Genomic DNA, 19,913 nt, shown 5'->3' with positions numbered 1-19,913 from the left:
ATGTCCACATAAGCATTCCCTACAGGACAAATTAATGGCCAAGAGTAAACTGCAGTTAGAACTAAAGAAAAAAACCGGATTCGAAACCCTGGAAAAGGAAGCCATGCTGAATTTGCTCCGTACTGGTGATCAATTCCAGAATCGGTACGGGCGATTGTTTCGTGAACATGGACTCACGTCATCACAATATAATGTCCTCCGGATTTTACGAGGGGAAGGCAAACCACTTCCCAGCCTGGAGATCGCGGATCGCATGATCCAGGTTGTCCCCGCCATTACTGGCTTAATCGACCGTTTGGAAAAGCAGGAACTGGTTTCCCGCGAACGTTGCGTAGAAGATCGTCGAGTCGTTTATATCGAGATTACCCCACAAGGCCTCAAACTACTCAAACAGCTGGACAAACCGGTGGACGATCTGGAGAAATCATTACTGGGTCATTTATCGCAGAAAGAACTCAAAGAGCTATCACGCCTTCTGGAAAAGGCGCGGACCAGCGTTTGAGTCGATTTTTCTGCCCTTTAGTTTACATGTAAATAATTTACATAAGATCAATCTCTTTGAAACCCCTCCACACTTGATTGATTTTCACATTGAAAGCAGACTCTTATGAACAAAACTTTGCAAGGAATAGCCAGCCTCTTGGGACGCATCATGATCAGCACCATCTTCCTGATGAGTGCGGTCGGTAACAAGATCCCCAACTTCAACAATGTTGCCGGTTACATGGAGTCCGAAGGCGTCCCCATCCCTCAAGTCATGCTCGCAGGTGCCATTCTCTTTCTGAGCGCAGGAAGCCTTTCCTTGATCGTCGGATTCAAAGCACGCTGCGGGGCATCTTTATTACTCGTCTTCCTTGTTCTCGCGACGTATTTCTTCCATGATTTCTGGACAATCGAAGAAGCGGCCGCCAAACAGCAGCAAATGATTCAATTCATGAAAAATCTGGCACTAATGGGCACCATGGTGTTCATCATCGCTAATGGCCCCGGACCAATGAGCCTCGATAACCGCCAGACAAACAAGGGATCCTAAACGATGACCACTCCTAAAATCCTCGCTTTCTCCGGAAGCACTCGTGTCGGCTCTGTGAACTCTTTACTGGTAATGATCGCGGCCGCAGGTGCCCGACAGGCGGGAGCGGAAGTCACCTACTTAAACCTGGACGAATACCCCCTTCCTCTCTTCAATCAAGATCTGGAACAGCGGGGTACACCTGAAAACCTCCGGAAGCTCCAACAGCTTTTCGTAGACCATGAAGGGTTCTTGATTTCGTCCCCAGAATACAACAGTTCGATCACGCCTCTACTGAAAAATACGATCGATTGGGTTTCGCGTCCGACAGAAGATTTACCTGGCCTCGCTGGGTTTCAAGGAAAGTACGCTACATTGATGGCCGCTTCACCCGGTGCCCTCGGTGGATTACGAGGCCTCAATCATGTCCGCGACATTCTTGGTAATATCGGTGTCACGGTGCTGCCACAACAGGTGGCCGTCGGTCAAGCGTTCGATGCCTTCACCGACACGGGTGACCTGAAAAACGAATCTCAGCAACAACGCATCCTTGACCTGGGCGCCAATCTGGCAATACTCCTGGCCAAGCTCAAAGCCTGAGGCTGGGACAGCAGACAAAAAAAAACTGCTGGTAGATCAGACTGCAAAATGCATCGTTCTACCGCAGGCTATTTTTTGATTTAATCTGTATAGACAGTCCACATAGAGACCCTATTCAGACAGCAACACATTCAGGCGTCGCCTATAGAACGTTGTCATAGGAATATTACTTAGCCGCCGCCGGCTCCTCATTCGGATTGTATCCCAGGTTTGGAGACAACCAACGTTCAACTTCGGTCAGTTCCATCCCTTTACGACGTGCGTAATCTTCCGCCTGTTCGCGAGTAATTCGGTCCACAGAGAAGTAACGACCATCGGGGTGAGAAAAGTACAACCCGCTTACGGCTGCCGCGGGCAGCATCGCCAGACTTTCCGTCAGAGTAATCCCGGTGTGAGATTCCGCATCCAGTAAATCAAACAGCTTCCATTTTTCTGTGTGATCTGGACAGGCGGGGTAACCAAAGGCTGGACGAATCCCTCGGTACTTTTCGTCGATCATCTCTTCGCTATCGAGATCCTCCTGCTTCCCAAAGCCCCACTCTACGCGTGCCTCGTGATGCAGGTATTCGGCAAAGGCTTCCGCCAGACGATCGGCCAGTGCTTTGGTCATGATCGAGTTGTAATCGTCATGATCTTCCTGGAATTCTTGAACGAGTTCCATACAACCATGGCCTGTCGTGACGGCAAAAGCACCGATATAATCGGCTCGCCCAGACTCGACAGGAGCGATGTAATCGGCCAGAGAGCGGAACGCTTTCTGATCTTTACGTTCCCACTGTTGCCGCAACATGTTAAATCGCATTTTCTCGGTTGTGCGGCATTCGTCCGTATAAACAATGATGTCGTTCCCGTCTGCATTCGCAGGCCAGAACCCATACACTCCTTTAGCGGCGAGCAGTTTCTCATTCACCATACGATCAATCAGCTTGCTCGCGTCATCAAATAATTTCTTCGCTTCGGTGCCGACAATTTTATCTTCAAAAATAGACGGGTACTTCCCTCGGAGTTGCCATGATTGGAAAAAGGGTGACCAGTCAATATAAGGAACCAGCTTCTCTAAGCCGACTTCAATCGGCCTCAGTCCCAGGAAGGAAGGTTTCTCGATTGGCAGAGAATCCCAATCTGAAGTCAAACTGCGTTCGCAGGCCTCGGCAAATGGAACCAGGTTTACCGTTTGACGTTTATTAAACATCTCGCGGTCGCGTTCCTGCTTCGCTAGATTGCTTTCAATAAACGCGATCCGATTTTTCTTGTCGAGCAACGACTCCACTGCCGGCACCGATAACGACGCATCGGCCACATGCACGACAGGTTCGCCGTATTCCGTCGCGATCTTAACAGAAGTATGTTTGGAACTGGTGGTCGCTCCGCCAATCAACAGGGGAACGCTGAACTCTTGCCGCTTCATTTCACGCGCAACGTGCACCATCTCGTCGAGCGAGGGCGTAATCAAACCACTCAGGCCGATAATATCGACCCCTTTCTCTTTGGCAGTCGCCAGAATCTTCTCTGCGGGAACCATCACACCCAGATCGATCACATCGAAGTTATTACATCGCAATACTACGGCGACGATGTTTTTACCGATATCGTGGACATCGCCCTTCACAGTGGCGATCAACACTCTACCGCGCGACTGATCCGCCTCAGGATCGCCCTCTTTTTCAGCTTCCATGAAAGGCATGAGCCAAGCGACCGATTTTTTCATCACGCGGGCGCTCTTAACCACTTGGGGCAGGAACATTTTCCCTTCACCAAAGAGCCGACCAACGACGTTCATCCCGTCCATCAGTGGGCCTTGAATCACATCAAGAGGTCGCGGGTATTTCAATCGCGCCTCTTCTGTGTCTTCATCGATGTAGTCAGTAATCCCCTTCAGCAACGCATGCTGTAAACGCTCTTCCACTGTCCCTTGTCGCCACAGGTCGATTTTCTTCTCAGTAACCGCCCCGCCCTGGTCTTTGACTTTTTCGGCGAAGTCAACCATCCGTTCGGTCGCATCTTCGCGCCGGTTGAGCAACACATCTTCAATGTGTTCCAGTAGTTCCGGTTCGATTTCTTCATAAACTTCCAGTTGCGCCGAATTGACGATCCCCATGTCGAGGCCCGCCTTAATCGCATGATACAGGAAGGCGGCGTTCATCGCTTCACGCACCACATCATTGCCGCGGAACGAGAACGAGACGTTACTCACGCCACCAGATGTTTTCGCGCCGGGGCACGACTCTTTGATCCTTCGCACGGCGTCAAAGAATTCAACGGCGTAATTGTCATGCTCGGACATTCCCGTCGCAATGGTCAGAATATTCGGATCGAAGATGATGTCTTCAGGCGGGAAACCAACCTTCTCGGTCAACAGTTTATATACGCGTTTACAAATGGAAACTTTATGGTCGGCATCGACGGCCTGGCCATTTTCATCGAACGCCATCACGACAACAGCCGCACCGTAGCGACGAACGAGTCGCGCCTGTTCAAGGAATTTTTCTTCTCCCTCTTTCAAACTGATCGAGTTAACGACTCCTTTACCCTGGATACATTTCAGTCCCGCTTCGATCACGTCGAAGTTCGAACTATCCACCATGATCGGCACGCGGCAAATGTCGGGCTCGGCAGCAAGCAGGTTCAGGAAAGTCTTCATGACGAGCGGACTGTCGAGCAAGCCTTCGTCCATGTTGACGTCGAGCATATTCGCTCCGCCCTCAATCTGATGTCGGGCGACAGAGAGAGCTTCGTCGTAGTTTTCTTCACGTACTAACCGCGCAAACTTGCGGGAACCGGTCACATTGGTTCGTTCCCCAATCATCAAGAAGTTTGTTTCCGGCCGAACGGTCAAATCTTCCAGACCACTGTAAGTTGAATACTTCGGAACATCGGGACGTTTGCGCGGAGCGATTCCGTGAACGGCTTGGGAGATCGCCTTCAGGTGCGCGGGCGTGCTTCCGCAACAACCACCAACGATATTCAACCAACCGTTCTGGGCGAACTCACGCAGATGATTCCCCATCTGTTCGGGAGTCATGTCGAACTCACCCATTTCATTAGGGAGTCCGGCATTCGGATAACAGCTCACATAAGGTGGAGCCATGCCTGAGATAGATTCAATGAACGAACGCATTTTCTCTGGTCCGAGGGCGCAGTTCAGCCCGACCGAAAGCATGTCGAAGTGCGAAATCGATGCCCAGAAGGCTTCGATCGTCTGCCCCGTCATGGTGCGGCCACTGTCATCGGTAATCGTCCCCGAAACCATCACGGGCAACGAGACATTGTGCTCTTTGAAGTACTGGTCGATTGCAAACAGACACGCCTTCAGATTCAACGTGTCAAACGCTGTTTCCGGCATCAGGATATCGACACCACCGGTGACGAGTCCATGAATCTGCGACAGGTATCCTTCCACGACTTCATCGAAGGTGACCAGCCGGCTCCCTGGGTCATTCACGTCAGGAGAAATCGACAGCGATCTGTTCATCGGTCCGATACTTCCCGCCACAAACAGCGGCCGTTTCACTCCCGCTTCCTTTGCCGCTTCGCGTGCGAGCCGAGCCGCCTCCTGGTTGATTTCGACGGTGTAGTCTTGCAGGTCATATTCCCGCATCGAGATCCCATTCGCATTGAATGTGTTGGTCTCGACGATGTCCGAACCCGCTTCGAAATACTGCCGGTGGATCGTGCGGATCATGTCCGGCTGCGTCAGACAGAGAATGTCATTGCAGTTCTTGAGATCGACGTTATGACCGGCGAACTTTTCCCCTCGATAGTCGGCTTCCGACGGTCTCTCTGCCATGATCAACGAACCCATTGCTCCATCGAGCAACAAAATACGTTTATCCAGCAATTCGCGAATCACGTCACCGGCCGGCTGTTCGGTCCCGACTGTCATATAAATACATCCCCTTAGTTATCAACTAAGAATTCATTAACGAGGTATCTTGATTCAATCAGGAAGTTTTCCTGATCAAACCGTTTCTAAATCATCATTGCCAACTAAGAACATCTGTTGGCTTACCCGACATTGTCTCAGATAGCTGTGATCAGGTTGCCGTCTGAAAATTCAATTCTTCCAGAATTTGTTCGCACGCTTGCGACTTATTCAGGACATAGAAATGAATGCCTGGCACCCCTGCTTCCAGTAACTCCCGACATTGTTGAATGGCGAACTCGACTCCGATTTCAAACTGGGCCGCTTCGTCATCCTGCACTGCTTCTAACCGCGACGCCAGGCCTTCTGGAATTTCTGATCCGCACATCGCCGTGATGCGCTGAATCCGTTGGAAGTTCGTAATCGGCATAATGCCGGGAACCACCGGAATGGAAATCTGACGTGCTTGGCATGCTTCCTGAAATCGGAAGAAATGCTCGTTGTTGTAGAACATCTGCGTCACGATGACATCGGCGCCCGCATCGACTTTGCGTTTCAAGTTATCAAGATCGTCCGCCATGCTGGGTGCTTCCAGGTGCTTCTCCGGATATCCCGCTACACCAATACCAGCATTGGGGGAATGTTCCCGGATCAACTCCACCAGTTCGTTGGCGTATCGCAGCCCCCCTTCGGCCGCTTTGAATTCGGTTTCTCCCCGGGGAGGATCGCCTCGCAAGGCCATAATGTTCTGGACACCGCGACCCGCCGCCTGGTTCAACCAGTCGACCAGCTCTTCCCGGCTGCTCCCTACGCAGGTGAAATGAGCGGTTGCTGTCTGTTGAAGGACATTCTGGATTTTTTCGCACCACTCCAGAGTCTTCTGCTGAGTACTGCCGCCCGCGCCGTACGTGCAAGAGACAAACCCCGGACCAAATTCGGTCAAGCGGGTTAAGGCATTCAATAAAGACTCTTCCCCCTTTTCAGTCTGAGGAGGAAAAATCTCGATAGAGAAGCGTTGTTGTGAATGATCGCGAAAAATATCTGCCAGGCGCATTAACGGATGCCTTACGTAGAACCTGCTGTCAGGAAGGAAGGTTGCGGGATCGAGGAGGCCATTTGAATTGTTCGACTACTCAAACACAGAAATACTTACATGGAAATACCTTAAGTATTCCGGCCATATCAAACCCGGGCGTGGTTCGTCTGAATTCGGCGAAGCTGAATATCGGTCGCGGACAAGTCGCGCCCCTGGATTCAACAGAGACCGTAAATTCGAAGTCTCTGTATTGTAACCCGATCCGCCGAAGTTCCAATCCCGGCCAGACAGGTTCCACTCGAATAATGTTCAGACACGGCTCAAGTCCGGAATGAAACGAGGAAAACGGACCGATTCCATTACTCAGAACGAGAAACAGACTTAATACCCGGGATGTACGTAAGATAAGGGAGAAACCCCTTTTCGTACAGATTCCCACCGGAAGAGGTTGTCTTAATGCAGGGAAATTCTTAATGTAAGGGCCTGTTCAGGGCGGCTCACAGGATGGACCTCACAAATGGAATTCTGGTTCCCTCGTTAAACTGAAGAGTCATCCCTTAATATGCATCCCGTCCGGTCCGCCGATCAACGGAGATCTCAAGCACCGTAAAAGCTGTATCTACAGCGGGAAAACGGTGGTTCCTATCGTATTTCTGACTATAATCAGCGGAAATACTCTATCAAATCAACGTTCCAGCCCCCTTGGAACGCCTTTTAACCTCTCAGTCTATCTTCGTTTACTCAAGGTGAATTCGTATGTCGACGACCAGTTCCGTAGATTACAAAGTTAAGGATATCAGCCTCGCCGAGTGGGGCCGCAAGGAAATCGAACTGGCCGAGACCGAAATGCCCGGCCTTGTTTCACTCCGTGAAAAATATGGTAAAGACCAGCCCCTCAAAGGGACACGTATCGCTGGCTGTCTGCACATGACCATCCAGACTGCTGTTCTGATTGAAACCCTGACGGCCCTCGGAGCAGAAGTTCGCTGGTCCAGCTGTAACATCTTCTCGACTCAAGACCATGCCGCTGCCGCCATCGCTGCGACCGGTGTCCCCGTCTTCGCCTGGAAAGGGATGAACGAAGAAGAATTTGATTGGTGTATCGAACAGACCCTCGTCTGGCCCGATGGCAAACCTCTCAACATGATTCTCGATGACGGTGGCGACCTGACCATCATGGTCCACGAGAAGTTCCCCGAATATCTCAAAGAGATCAAAGGGCTGACCGAAGAAACCACCACTGGGGTCCATCGTCTGCACCAGATGCACAAAGAAGGCAAACTGGCCGTTCCCGCCATCAACGTGAACGACTCGGTCACCAAGAGCAAATTCGACAACCTCTACGGTTGCCGCGAGTCTCTCGCTGACGGAATCAAACGTGCCACCGACATCATGATCGCCGGCAAAGTCGTGGTCATCTGCGGATATGGCGATGTGGGCAAAGGGTGTGCGGACGCAATGAAAGGCCTGGGAGCCCGGGTCATCATCACCGAAATCGATCCCATCTGTGCCCTGCAGGCAGCAATGGAAGGTTTTCAGGTCACTACTATGGAAGAGATCGCCTCAAACGGCGATATCTTTGTGACTACGACTGGTAACTTCGACGTGATTCGTAGCGAACACCTCGACGCCATGAAAAATGAAGCCATCGTCTGCAACATCGGACACTTCGATTCCGAAATTCAGATCGCTTACCTCACCAATCGTGCTGACATCGAAAAAATCGAAATCAAACCGCAAGTTGACAAATACGTCTACCCGGACGGCAAAGCTGTCATCGTGCTGGCCGAAGGTCGCTTAGTCAACCTCGGTTGTGCGACAGGTCACCCTTCCTTCGTGATGTCCAACAGCTTCACCAACCAGGTACTCGGTCAGATCGCCCTGTGGAGCGAAACCGACAAATACGAAGTCGGCGTTCACATGCTGCCGAAAGAACTCGACGAAGAAGTCGCTCGTCTGCACCTCGACAAACTGGGTGTCAAGCTGACCAAGCTGACTCCCGAACAGGCCGAATACATCGGTGTACCCATCGAAGGCCCCTACAAACCGGAATACTACCGCTACTAGGATCGCATTTCAGATAACCGTAGCGTGTTCTGGCGGCGTAGCCTACTGCTTTTAAAGGCTTTTCGGGACCGATAGCCGCCACACTTATCCTGGACAGGATCTAGGATCGCTGCCGATAACTTGATATTCGAAAAGGCCGGGGATTGAAATTCCCGGCCTTTTTTATGCGCTCAACGTACCGCACCGCTGCGTCATGATGATGGGGTGGTGGCGAATTGTCGTTGGAAGTATTTTGGCAACCCTATAGTCGTTCAATTTACCACAGATCACTATGCTTGATCGCGAACGCTCTCACTTTCTTAGTCTGTGCAGTGAGTTCATCAACTTGTTTCCCAGGTAGAATTATCGTGTCTTCAGGATTGGGGGGAAGCTTCCATATGTACCATTCGTTTTTATCGGGTGATTCACCAATGCGTGGTGCTTTGCACACATGAAAATACACCTCTCTTACATTTTTAGAGACCGGGATCCAGAATGTCTTCGGAAACTCGTCAGTTGTCGATAAAACTCCCTCACCATAATGACAGACTTTCTCATTCCTTAATCCTCCCATGAAACCACTTCTACGAGCTCTTTCTTCATTCTGAGCAGGTAAGACCAACGTTCCATCATTCATCTCAACGACTAGCAATAAGCTCGCATGGCTAAAATCGTGGTCTCCATCTGAGAAACGGCACAACACTGCATCACTTTTAGAGAAATATTTCACTCCATTTGGAAATCTCATCTGTGAACATGGATCACAGCTCAACAAGTAAATCACGGATGCAATTACAGCAATGACAATTATCACAAAGAACCAAACAGATAATAGTTTACTACTGCTCATCAGTTAGACCTTAATTGAATAGACCTACTCAATATTCATATTCTTTAATCAGGATATTGGGTACTAGCGATTGAGCTCACCTTTTCTAAAACGACGAAATGGAAAGGCGAAGAAGCTGAGCGAACGTGACCAGCTACTGCATAAGAACCGGCGTAAAGTCGAACGGACGATCAGATGGCTGAAGAATTCCCGTTGCCGATTTCCAGCCAACTGATTGACCCATCAAGATCCACTCATTTCTACGACTCGTAGTTACAAGCAGAAATACAGTTTTCAAGAACAAGCTCAGAAAAAGAGTCCTTATGAGGGTCACAAGGAGTAATCACGGTCATCTCTAAGCTATTATTCAAAAGAAGATTTGCTGAATAGTTGGGTTCAACTATTGGGTCGTTCACTTCTGTAACACCGTTCAACTTCAAATGAAGCATATTTCGCTCACGGAAAAGAATACCAAATGGTCCTTCACCATCCTTCATTAATGAGTATCCATTCTCTTCCCAGTGAACTTCCATTGTGTCATTTTTACAGAAATAACCTTCAAACCAAGACAATTGTTTTGGGAGATCAGGCAAAAGAATGTGATTATCTTGACCATCAAACTGACAAAGACAATTAGGCCAAAGAGTTTTAATCCATGTCAGAATATTGTTTGAAACAAAACGTTTTTTACAGTCTGTGAAGATGACATTGTCATAACCTGTAATTTCCATTTTAACACCTACTGCACCCCTGAAATTTCAAGAATATCTTCAGCATCTACTTCGAGATCAGTAGGCGAATAACGAATATGCTCACCCCGACCTCCTCGAAGCTTAAAAGGTTTATCCTCATCTACTTTGAATTGGTGAATTCCTCGTAAGCTTTTCGGCATGATGGATGCTGGTCGGATATCCCTTTAAGTGCTATTTCAAATGTGCTTGCCTCATCCGCACCACTTAAAATTAGTTGTGGAAGATATTCAATTTCGTCTAATAACTTTGCAAGTTCATCTTGTCCTGTTAATCCATCCATAAAACGAGCTTGAATAACCAAGGTTTGGGTGGCTTTGATAGCAGGGGAAATCTTTTGCCGTTTAAGCATGACAGCACTCCTATCTATTAATCATAGTCAATTTACGGAATTCTTACTCCCTTCATTCAACTTTCTATCTCGTTCCGTAATTCTTCGCGAACTTCCATCAGTATCTGACCGAGCCAGTTCTGCCCGCTTCCATCCTTGCCGCAGCCCCAGAAGTAGTCTCCCGGTGCAACTTCAAACAGCTCTTCCTCGCCCGTGCTCAGCAAAAGTTTTGCTAGCTCAGCATGGGTCGCAAATTTCTTGCGCACAGCCGTTCGCATTACGTCGATTTTGGCATCTTCCCAATCGCCACGAATCCTGACCTTTCTGCTCCTTCCTAGACGCGCAGCGATCATCGGGCTTTTCGCTAAGCGAATCTTCTCGCAGTAGCCTGCATCTTCGAACTTCTGAGCCTGGAAGTAATGCTCACTTGTCGGGTACCACTGTCCATCTAGTTCTATACCGAAGGCAGAAAAGTTGGAGAATTCACCGTACTCGTCCTTAGTAGTGTAAAATCCGATAGCCATTTCTCTTTGCTCCTATTCGATCTTTATTCCAGCCGCTTGCATCTCGGCGATTGCTCTCTCACAGTCGCCTTCACTTACCTTGGACATGATCTAGAACCTCGCAAAGAAACCACCACCTTCAACAACCGAAAGAGGCCAACCTGTTTTTTCAGCAATTTCTTTCGCTAAATCTCTTAAACTACGGTGACTTCTTCTGCAACCGAGAAGGGGAACACGCCGCTCATCACGCTCCATCCCTACAGTCAGGTTGATCTCCGATCGGACGCTAACCGTGGTGCTTGGACCTCTTCTAATAGTGACCGTATCTATCACGAGCTGCAATTTAGGAGTCACAAAAGGATCTATATTTTCGGAGCTTCTAGGAAGTTCACACGATCCGTCTGACAGTAGATGAACAACAATTCCTCCAAGACTTTTTTCACTGTTCAGATTCCATATACGAATAAATGAAATGAACAGTGACATCAAGACAGCGGTCATTAACACAGTAAAGAACGCCAACACGAAAAAGTCCTGAGGCAACATTTGGGGAAACATTAAATTGAACACCAACAAACCACCCCCTAACAATACCCCAATAATGACGGGGATTGTATGAGAAATTTTTTCGGTTCTTGTCCTCTTTCCAAAAACCATGAGAGCGTGGCTACCATCAGGGCGAGAATCAACGAAGCAGGTGGGTTTATCAGCATCGGGTCGATCATCGTTCATCAATAAGCCGAAACCACCGTCGAACACGACTAATCTCCTTCATAACTTTAAAAACCAATCCTGACACCGTCAGCTCAGTAAACTGCTTGGCCATCTGATTGCTATACAGGTTCTCCTGAAAAGAGAACCTGATCATGTCCATTCGCCCCCACAGGAACCAGTACGATCCCAGAATACGGCATCCAAGACGGAACTCAACTCACGACTAACTGATGCCCCCCTGATTTCTGAATCACGACCTGTTCCGTGACCGGGGTGCCTCCCCTCCATGAGCATCTGTCGCAATCGTTTCGGGAACCAAAATCCCCGGCCTTTTTTATGCGCTCAATCAATTTACATTAAATAGAAATTCTTACTGCGGCGGTCAACTCCCCACTTTCTGCTGTTGATAAGACAGACTTTCTATTAATCTGAAGATCCATTCAACCCGATTCAACGTTATTCAAAACTCCCCGGTTTGCTCTACGTTCTGTAATTCTCTTCAGGCCCGTTTCTATGCAAGAACTTCTCTGCCCGCAATGTAATGCACCACTAAGCCCTGTCGAAGGGACGGAGACGAATTATCGTTGCGGGTATTGCGGAGTCGAAGTCGTACTGCCGCAACCTGCGAGTGTAAAGCAGCGCGTTGCGACCCCTCGGTTTCACGTCCCCTGTCCCGAGGAATATCATCTCGACGAATCAGAGGAGCAAGTCTGTATTACTTGGGAACAGCAACTCAGGAAGCCCCCTTATTTCTTTATTTTCACATTACTTTTTATATCGTTTTGCCTGCTATTCTTTTCTGCCTCTCGACCATTTGGCTTTTTGATTGGAGCCCCTTCCCTCTTCTTGCTGCTCAAGAATTTCTCCAGCACTCCTTCGATTCAATCGGGCAAGCAAGCGTTGGTTGTTGATGAGATTCGTCTTCGAAGAATCAGTGATGACAAAGAAGTCCATTTCGAAATGCCTGTGAGCAAAATCGAACAACTTTACTGCAGGCAAATAAATTCATCGGAATTCCAGCTATGGGTGCTGGACAAAACGAGCAAAACGCGAATGGTCGTCGATCGCATTCCACGATCCGACTTGGCTTTATTCCTGGAATACAAGATCGAGCACTTCCTGAACATTCCGGACGAGAGAGTCCACGGACAAATCCAGATCGATTCTCCTGCTCCGTTATCGAACGAGACTTAATGGGGCGATTATCATTTCACGCCATCAGCGTACGTTTAAAACGCGGGAGCCCCTTTTCTGGCACCCGGGCCACGGAGATTGCCGGGGTCGTCGTTGGACTTATTCTGGTCACCCTGGTTCCAACCACCACTGCCAGACTCGGAGCCTCCCATGTCGACATACTCCACACCCAGATTGCGTGAATAAGCATCGCGTCGCGAGGCATAACGAATCGGGAACGAGGGCCAGATCGTGTTATCCACACCGATCACGCCCGCTTTTACAGGTCCATCAAAAATGCGAGGTTCACCAAACCGGGAGAAGTTCTTTTCCGACAGGTACTGCATAAACCCGAGCCACTGCCGGTCGGGGGCGGTCACCCCAAAGAAGTTATTATTTTCAGGTTTGAACCCGATGAACTCCCGAGGCATGGGAGCCGTGTGCAGGCTGAGCAGAATGAACCCCATCGCCATGTAACCAGTAAACCCGGCAAAGACCCAGCGGGCTCCTTCATACACCATGGGGTGAACTTCGACGTAACTGGGCAGCAGGTACAAAGTCGCCACGCGAAACAGCACAATAAAGAGAGTGAACAAACCGAGCAGACTGAAAAAGTCGGGATGCACGGCCCAGGTAGCAGGAAAAACGCTATCCAGAGTGGCGGCCACTGGCTCAAAGAAATTGAGCGCCAGCAATCCCGAAAAGAGGACCGAGAAAAACATGATGGTCGCTCCCCAAGGACCTTCACTGGCGACAGACCAGACAACAGCCGCGAGGATAACCAAGAGTAGAATGCTCAATATCATCAGTCATTTTTTCCGAATGGGAAAGATTTTAATAAACAGATTAACCCGTCTCTATTTCACGACGCGGCCGAGTTCTTCCATCGAAGTTACGCCCCGGACGACCAACCGTAGTCCTTCCTCTCGCATCAACAGCATTCCGTTTTTACGGGCCTCTGCTTTAATCTGCGACATACCGGACTTATTCTTAAGGAGGTCCCGGATGCGGTCATTAATTGGCAGGAATTCGAACACGCCGATTCGTCCGAAGTAACCAAGACCACCACAGCGAGGACAAATTTCCTCCTCCGACTGCGGTTTCGGTGGTCGGTAAAACGCATTAATTTTTTCTGGTGGCAGACCCAGCTTCTTTAATATTTCGGGTTTGGGCTTATAAGGTTTTTTACAGTCCGGGCATAACCGGCGCAACAGTCGCTGAGCCAGAATTCCGCTGATCGAGTTGGAGATCATAAAGGGTTCGACCCCCAGTTCGATCATACGATAAAGTGCCGTGATCGAGTCGTTGGCGTGAACCGAGGAAAAGACCATGTGCCCCGTATTCGCCGCCTGACAGGCAATGACACCTGTCTCCGAGTCGCGAATCTCACCGATCATCACGACGTCCGGGTCCTGTCGTAGAATCGAGCGAAGCGAATTCGCAAACGTCTGCCCCGACTTCGTATTGATTTCGATCTGGTTGACGTTATCAATCTTGTACTCGATCGGGTCTTCCACCGTGATGATGTTCTGCTGGAAGCGGTCGATAGAATTGAGCGCGGCATAAAGCGTGGTCGACTTACCGGCACCTGTCGGACCACAGACCAGCATCAAACCGTGTGGCAACGTGACGGTCTCTTCGATCCGTTCGAGAAGCTGCTTCCGGAACCCAAGTCCTTTCAGTGTATTAACCGAGTTTGACTGGTCCAGAATACGCAGACTCATTTTTTCGCCGTAGCGCGTTCCCTGCGTCGCCACACGAAAGTCGATATGCCGACCTTCCAGTTCCGCGCTGAAACTGCCGTCCTGTGCACGACGTCTTTCCGTAATATCCATGGCCGAAAGAACTTTGAAGATGTTAACTAACGCGAGTCCCTGCGCCGTGTCGAACGGCTCGCTCGGATACATCACGCCGTCGATACGTAGCCGAATCGACATCTCGTCCGATTTAGGTTCCATATGCACGTCTGTCGCGCGACGAAGAATCGCGTCATAGATCAGTTCTTTCGCCGCCAGATATCCACGAGAGTTTTCCACCTGGCGGGCGCGGGCAATATTTTCATCCCGATTGTTGGCGCTACTTCCGACAAAGCGGATGGGAGGGCCCATGACCGATTCGGAAGTCGTCTTGTTCCCAAAACGAATTCCAAACCTCGACCCATATCGGTTTGCCAGTTTACGCATATGGTTCGGTGTTAATATACGGGCACTCGCCGGAACACGTCCATTTCGTTCGTGGACGTACATCCCCATCGGAACAGCATAGAAGAGCAACATCCCAAAAAAGCCGAGGAGCGGGACGGGAATCAGCAGGAACGAAAATAGACCCATCGCACAGCAGGCGAGCAAAATCCCATTCCAGTTGGGGTAGTTCACCTTCAGCGCACCACTGTCTTTGCTGACCCACTTAACGCTTCCCACCCATGCAAGGAAGAATCCGAGGATTAGAATAATGCAAAAGAGGCTGAGGTAACTTCCTACTTCATCGTAACCGTTTCCGCGCTGAAATGATTCCGGATTAGCCGGAAGTGGCAATAATGCAGACGAACCCTGAGCTTGAACGGTCCCCGAAAGAAACCAACCAAGCAAGGTAATCACCCCCGCATAAAGACTTATTGACCCTGATTTCAGCTTAATGTGAGGTACCAAAGATTTCATACGAGGACAGTCTTTAACGTGTTCAACACGGTTTCCAGTATCTAGGAGTGGCCCTGTAGCCCGAATGGGTCAGGAATTCTGCCTTTTGAATCTCGGGCCAGGACGTCCGAAATTCAGAGATGCTTTTCCTATTACGGAAAACGGTGCCTGTTAACATCAGAAATATCAGGAAGTTGTAGGCATTTCTCATTCTAAACCCTCTCCCCGACCTAACTCCATAGTGAACCGGACCTGAATCTGAACATCTGGCCGGATTCAAAACGGGTGCTCAACCAGGTCCAACGCTCAAAACTCCTTCTTTACATCTCCCATGAGCATCACAATCAGCACCCACATGCCAACCGGAATTCCGGTCATACAACAGCAATTAATTAGTGGAAGCATATTAACGACCGCCATGGTGACGACAAATCCCCACCCTCTTCGCTGCTTCATGCAGACGCCCGCCAAAATGGAAATGCCAGCGAGAATCAGTCCGGAAAACCCCTGAGCTATATATACCCAGTCAGGAACGACAACTTCGTTCATTTCCCCGAAGGGATTAGCAGCCTCTTTCCCCATCAATAACATAGCCAGATTCACGATCATCAAGAGCACACCACAGAAGCTGTATACGATTAACATCGTGGCGGCAGCGTTTATCGTCGAATCGACATTTTTCTGGCGTGACCCACGCGGACGACGACGTCGTCCGGAACGGTAATAATCGTCGTCATCGTCATCGTAAACATTCTCGTCAAACGCGCGTTCTGCCCCATAAGACTCGAAAACCCGCTCTCCCGCATTGACGTCGATATTTTTCAGGGCTGGAAACCCAAAGTCTTGTTCTTCGTTCTCAAAGTCATCTGAATCGATCTCTTCAGGAAACAGCGCCTTCAACCGACCAGCCTCGCGGAATGGCCCTCGTTTCGACTTGCCAATTAAATCTTCGGGTCGCAGCTTCCCTTTTTCCGCGTACGATTTCAGTTTTTCCGTGGAGAGCGGACCGACAATTCGCTCATCTCGTTTGACAAACCACTCTGCCATAATGACGCCACACCTGAAATTCAATTCCCGCAAACCCGCCACCGGTTCCTCCGCATCACCCTGCTACTATCACTCTATATATTAGTATATTAGTGATAAATAATGAGGGTACTCCGATCAAAAACCGTACACTCGTCATGCCCTGCCATGCTACCAGAGCCTCAGGCAGATGTGAACAATCAATCAGGTACAGAGAACAAAAATGACGATCCACAAAACGGTTGAAGAGATCCGCTGCTTTTCGGCGCAACCGCGGGTCGCATTTAAGCGGGACAGCCGGTTATACTGTCGCGGGCGTTCCATTACAGGTTACCTTCAACACTACAGGGAGTTTCATGTCCGGTTCGTACACACAAGAGTTGGAAGTCGCACAGAAAGCAGTGCGGATCGCTGCCCAGGTTTGTCAGGCCGTCCAGCAGGCAATTACCACCGAATCGCTCGCTAAAAAAGACAAAAGCCCTGTGACCGTGGCCGACTTCGCCAGTCAGGCCGTCATCTGCCGTGAATTGCAGGCCGCCTTCCCAGACGACCCCGTCATTGGTGAAGAAGACTCCGCCGAACTCAAAACGGCCGAAGCAGCCCCCTTCCTGGAGAACGTTCAAAAAGAACTGAGCCAGATTGGAATCGATGGCTCGCCTGAAGACATTTGCGGCTGGATTGACCGGGGTGGGTCCCATACCTACGCCTCCCGCTTCTGGACCCTCGACCCGATCGATGGCACGAAAGGATTCCTCCGCGGCGAACAATACGCCGTCTCGCTGGCGCTCATCGTCGATGGAAAAATCGACGTCGCTCTGCTCGGTTGCCCCAATTTGTATTCCGAACCGAACAACCAGGGGACCAAAGGTGTCCTGCTGTATGCCGTTCGTGGTCAGGGAGCCTGGCAAGTCCCCCTGTCCGGTGGCGAACCCCAACAAATTCATTGTAGTTCTGCCGAAACGTTTTCCGACGCCCGCTTGTGCGAGTCTGTTGAATCCGGGCACAGTGCCCATGGGTTATCGGCACGTGTCGCAGACGCGCTAGGGATCAAAAACGACCCGGTCCGACTCGATTCCCAAGCGAAATACGCTGTCGTCGCCCGTGGAGACGCCGATATTTACTTGCGACTTCCAACCCGACCTGGTTACCGGGAGAAAATCTGGGACCATGCCGGCGGAGTGTTGGTCGTGGAAGAAGCAGGTGGGAAGGTCACCGACGTCACTGGTAAACCGCTGGAGTTCACTTATGGGCATCAGCTCGAAGAGAATTTGGGCGTCATCGTCACCAACGGTAAGCTGCACGAGGCGGTGGTCTCGAAAGTAGTTGAAGCCCGTCAGGCCGAAGAAGCTCAACAACAATAGTTGTTGCTCTCCCTTCCTCCTTGTCATAATCGGAACGTGGTTCGAACAACGAGTCTGGTGCGCGGAATCTCCGTTTGAGATCGAGTGGAAACTCAGACCCAACCATTTTAAGCATGATGAAATCAACCCCGTAACCATTCTGCTGATTGAACTGAATTAGTCACCCAGGTTTAGTCGGCCTCACCAATCTGTAGCCACTTTATTTATTTTCGCGGATAGAATGTCGCCTCCATGACGGATCCACAAATGATAACGCTAAGTGTTCTGGCCATTGTGCTGCTTAGCCTGATATTCATGAAAGCGGGTCCCGACTTAATACTAATTGGCGGATTGACACTCCTCGTGATCACCGGAGTGGTTCCGGCTGAAAAAGCGATTGAAGGTTTCGCCAGCAAAGGCTTGTTAACCGTCGCCTTTTTATATGTCGTGGCAGAAGGAATGCGGCAGACGGGGGCGATGAATTTTCTGGGCCAGCGTTGGCTCGGTACGCCCAAAGGCATCGTCCGCGCTCAAGCTAAGATTGCCCTCCCCGCCGCGATAGGCAGTGCGTTTATCAACAACACGCCAATCGTGGCAATGGTGATGCCTTTAATGACCGAGTGGTCTCGCAAAATCGGCATCTCCGTTTCGCACTTGCTTCTGCCACTCAGCTACGCCACCATTCTCGGCGGCATGTGTACCTTGATCGGTACCAGCACTACCGTTGTCCTGAACGGAACCTTGCGTGATTACGAGGGCCTGTCGGAAATGGGTATGTATGATATTTCGATCATCGGGATACCGATTATGGTGATCGGTCTGGCCTACCTTCTCCTCGTCAGCAAACGACTTATCCCCGAGCGTAAATCGGCTCATCAGGAAATGAGCAATGCCCGCGAATACTCCGTAGAAATGTTGCTGGAACCGACATCACCTCTCGTCGGCCAGACGATTGAACAGGCCGGACTTCGAAGTCTGCCTGGCATGTACCTGATTGAAATCGAACGGCAGGAGGATGTCATTCCCGCCGTATCGCCTCAGGAACGACTCATGGGGAACGACCGCTTAATCTTCGTTGGAGTGGTCGACTCGGTCATCGACCTGCAAAAGTTCCCCGGTTTAAAAACGGCTGCCGACCAGCAGTTCCGACTCGAAAAAAGACACAATGACCGAGTGCTGATTGAAGCCGTTGTCGCCAATAGTTTTCCGTTTAAGAATCGCACCATCCGCGACTGCCGGTTCCGGTCTTATTACAACGCTGCCGTCATTGCCGTAACCCGGGATGGCCAACGAGTCGATAAAAAAATTGGGGACATCACGCTCGAAAGTGGAGACACTCTGCTCCTCGAAGCCCGTCCCAGCTTTTTAGAAGCTCAACGCAATTCACGCGACTTTTATCTCGTCAGCGAAGTCCAGAACTCTCGCGCCCCGCGCCACGAACGAGCTTGGGCAGCACGAATCATTCTGATTGGAATGATCATCCTGGTCAGCTTCCAGTTCTTTGGCATCGACATGCTGAAAGGCTCCATGCTGGCTGCCTGCGTGATGATCGCCACCCGCTGCTGCCGCGCCAGTGAAGCGAAAGCATCCATCGACTTGAGTGTCCTGCTCACCATTGCCGCGGGTATCGGACTGGGCGAGGCGATGATCTATACCGAAACCCACAATTACCTCGCGGGCAAGTTCGTCTCCGGCATCGACTATATGGGGGACGACTTGCGCAACAATCCCCGATTGGCCCTCGCGATTATGTGCGGTTTAACGATGCTGTTTAATAACATCATCACCGCCAAAGCGGCTGGACTGCTCTGCCTGCCCATCTCCGTCGCCGTCGCGCGGGAACTCGGTGTCGACCCATGGCCGTTTGCCATCGCCGTCATCATCGGCGCTGCCAGCAGTTTCGCCACACCCCACGGTTACCAGACTAACCAGATGATCTACGGCCCCGGCGGCTATAAACTTCGCGACTACATGGTCATCGGCATTCCCCTCAGTCTCATCGTCTGCCTCATCACCACCATCATCACCCCCCTCTGGTGGCCCTTCTAAGCGAGCA

17 protein-coding genes are annotated in these 19,913 nt (G+C 50.3%); 7 read left to right on the top strand and 10 right to left on the bottom strand.

From position 1 onward, the window contains the following. The first annotated feature begins 34 nt into the window (after window positions 1-34). The 3 genes from Pla110_RS03050 to Pla110_RS03040 all read left to right on the top strand — a co-directional run bounded on the left by Pla110_RS03050 (window position 35) and on the right by Pla110_RS03040 (window position 1,612). Complete coding sequence (locus tag Pla110_RS03050) at window positions 35-502, top strand: MarR family winged helix-turn-helix transcriptional regulator (RefSeq protein ID WP_144993069.1); 468 nt, start codon at window positions 35-37, stop codon at window positions 500-502. A 105-nt stretch (window positions 503-607) separates the two neighbouring features. Continuing rightward, complete coding sequence (locus tag Pla110_RS03045; RefSeq protein ID WP_144993067.1) at window positions 608-1,033, top strand: DoxX family protein; 426 nt, start codon at window positions 608-610, stop codon at window positions 1,031-1,033. A gap of 3 nt (window positions 1,034-1,036) precedes the next feature. Then, on the top strand, window positions 1,037-1,612 hold the full coding sequence (locus Pla110_RS03040) for an NADPH-dependent FMN reductase (protein ID WP_144993065.1): 576 nt from the start codon (window positions 1,037-1,039) through the stop codon (window positions 1,610-1,612). A gap of 166 nt (window positions 1,613-1,778) precedes the next feature. Here the strand turns inward: Pla110_RS03040 and metH are convergent, their stop codons facing one another. Both metH and metF read right to left on the bottom strand, forming a co-directional pair. Beyond that, window positions 1,779-5,495, bottom strand: coding sequence for a methionine synthase (gene metH / locus Pla110_RS03035; RefSeq protein ID WP_144993062.1), 3,717 nt, complete (start codon window positions 5,493-5,495; stop codon window positions 1,779-1,781). A 151-nt stretch (window positions 5,496-5,646) separates the two neighbouring features. After that, window positions 5,647-6,528, bottom strand: coding sequence for a methylenetetrahydrofolate reductase [NAD(P)H] (gene metF, locus Pla110_RS03030; RefSeq protein ID WP_144993059.1), 882 nt, complete (start codon window positions 6,526-6,528; stop codon window positions 5,647-5,649). A 738-nt stretch (window positions 6,529-7,266) separates the two neighbouring features. Here metF and ahcY point away from each other — a divergent pair. After that, a complete protein-coding gene (gene ahcY / locus Pla110_RS03025) occupies window positions 7,267-8,577 on the top strand; it encodes an adenosylhomocysteinase (RefSeq protein ID WP_144993056.1) in 1,311 nt (436 codons plus the stop codon). A gap of 256 nt (window positions 8,578-8,833) precedes the next feature. Here ahcY and Pla110_RS03020 read toward each other — a convergent pair whose 3' ends face one another. The 5 genes from Pla110_RS03020 to Pla110_RS03000 all read right to left on the bottom strand — a co-directional run bounded on the left by Pla110_RS03020 (window position 8,834) and on the right by Pla110_RS03000 (window position 11,727). After that, window positions 8,834-9,406 carry a hypothetical protein gene (locus Pla110_RS03020; protein ID WP_144993053.1) on the bottom strand — a complete coding sequence of 191 codons (573 nt, stop codon included), beginning with the start codon at window positions 9,404-9,406 and terminating at the stop codon, window positions 8,834-8,836. 239 nt (window positions 9,407-9,645) lie between these two features. Further along, window positions 9,646-10,116 (bottom strand): hypothetical protein, encoded by a 471-nt coding sequence (locus Pla110_RS03015; RefSeq protein WP_144993051.1) that lies wholly within the window; start codon window positions 10,114-10,116, stop codon window positions 9,646-9,648. A gap of 121 nt (window positions 10,117-10,237) precedes the next feature. After that, window positions 10,238-10,486 (bottom strand): hypothetical protein, encoded by a 249-nt coding sequence (locus tag Pla110_RS03010; protein WP_144993048.1) that lies wholly within the window; start codon window positions 10,484-10,486, stop codon window positions 10,238-10,240. A 56-nt stretch (window positions 10,487-10,542) separates the two neighbouring features. Beyond that, complete coding sequence (locus Pla110_RS03005) at window positions 10,543-10,989, bottom strand: NADAR family protein (protein ID WP_144993046.1); 447 nt, start codon at window positions 10,987-10,989, stop codon at window positions 10,543-10,545. Window positions 10,990-11,079: 90 nt separating this feature from the next. Beyond that, complete coding sequence (locus Pla110_RS03000; protein WP_144993043.1) at window positions 11,080-11,727, bottom strand: hypothetical protein; 648 nt, start codon at window positions 11,725-11,727, stop codon at window positions 11,080-11,082. 468 nt (window positions 11,728-12,195) lie between these two features. On the opposite strand from Pla110_RS03000, the gene Pla110_RS02995 reads away from it, so the two are divergent. Further along, window positions 12,196-12,876 carry a hypothetical protein gene (locus Pla110_RS02995; protein ID WP_144993041.1) on the top strand — a complete coding sequence of 227 codons (681 nt, stop codon included), beginning with the start codon at window positions 12,196-12,198 and terminating at the stop codon, window positions 12,874-12,876. Window positions 12,877-12,911: 35 nt separating this feature from the next. Here the strand turns inward: Pla110_RS02995 and Pla110_RS02990 are convergent, their stop codons facing one another. From Pla110_RS02990 to Pla110_RS02980, 3 genes are all read right to left on the bottom strand, one after another. Continuing rightward, window positions 12,912-13,661, bottom strand: a complete 750-nt coding sequence (locus Pla110_RS02990; RefSeq protein ID WP_144993038.1) for a CvpA family protein — start codon at window positions 13,659-13,661, stop codon at window positions 12,912-12,914. A 51-nt stretch (window positions 13,662-13,712) separates the two neighbouring features. Then, complete coding sequence (locus Pla110_RS02985) at window positions 13,713-15,512, bottom strand: GspE/PulE family protein (protein WP_144993035.1); 1,800 nt, start codon at window positions 15,510-15,512, stop codon at window positions 13,713-13,715. A 285-nt stretch (window positions 15,513-15,797) separates the two neighbouring features. Next, complete coding sequence (locus Pla110_RS02980) at window positions 15,798-16,538, bottom strand: DUF4339 domain-containing protein (protein ID WP_144993033.1); 741 nt, start codon at window positions 16,536-16,538, stop codon at window positions 15,798-15,800. A 335-nt stretch (window positions 16,539-16,873) separates the two neighbouring features. Between Pla110_RS02980 and Pla110_RS02975 the strand changes: the two genes are divergently transcribed. Together Pla110_RS02975 and Pla110_RS02970 are read left to right on the top strand one after the other, a co-directional pair. Further along, a complete protein-coding gene (locus tag Pla110_RS02975) occupies window positions 16,874-17,878 on the top strand; it encodes a 3'(2'),5'-bisphosphate nucleotidase (protein ID WP_144993030.1) in 1,005 nt (334 codons plus the stop codon). A 246-nt stretch (window positions 17,879-18,124) separates the two neighbouring features. Then, window positions 18,125-19,906 carry an SLC13 family permease gene (locus tag Pla110_RS02970; protein WP_231742898.1) on the top strand — a complete coding sequence of 594 codons (1,782 nt, stop codon included), beginning with the start codon at window positions 18,125-18,127 and terminating at the stop codon, window positions 19,904-19,906. Window positions 19,907-19,913: the final 7 nt, after the last annotated feature.

This window comes from Polystyrenella longa (genome assembly GCF_007750395.1).
Taxonomy (GTDB): Bacteria; Planctomycetota; Planctomycetia; order Planctomycetales; family Planctomycetaceae; genus Polystyrenella; species Polystyrenella longa.
This window is presented reverse-complemented; position numbering and strand designations above follow the sequence as displayed.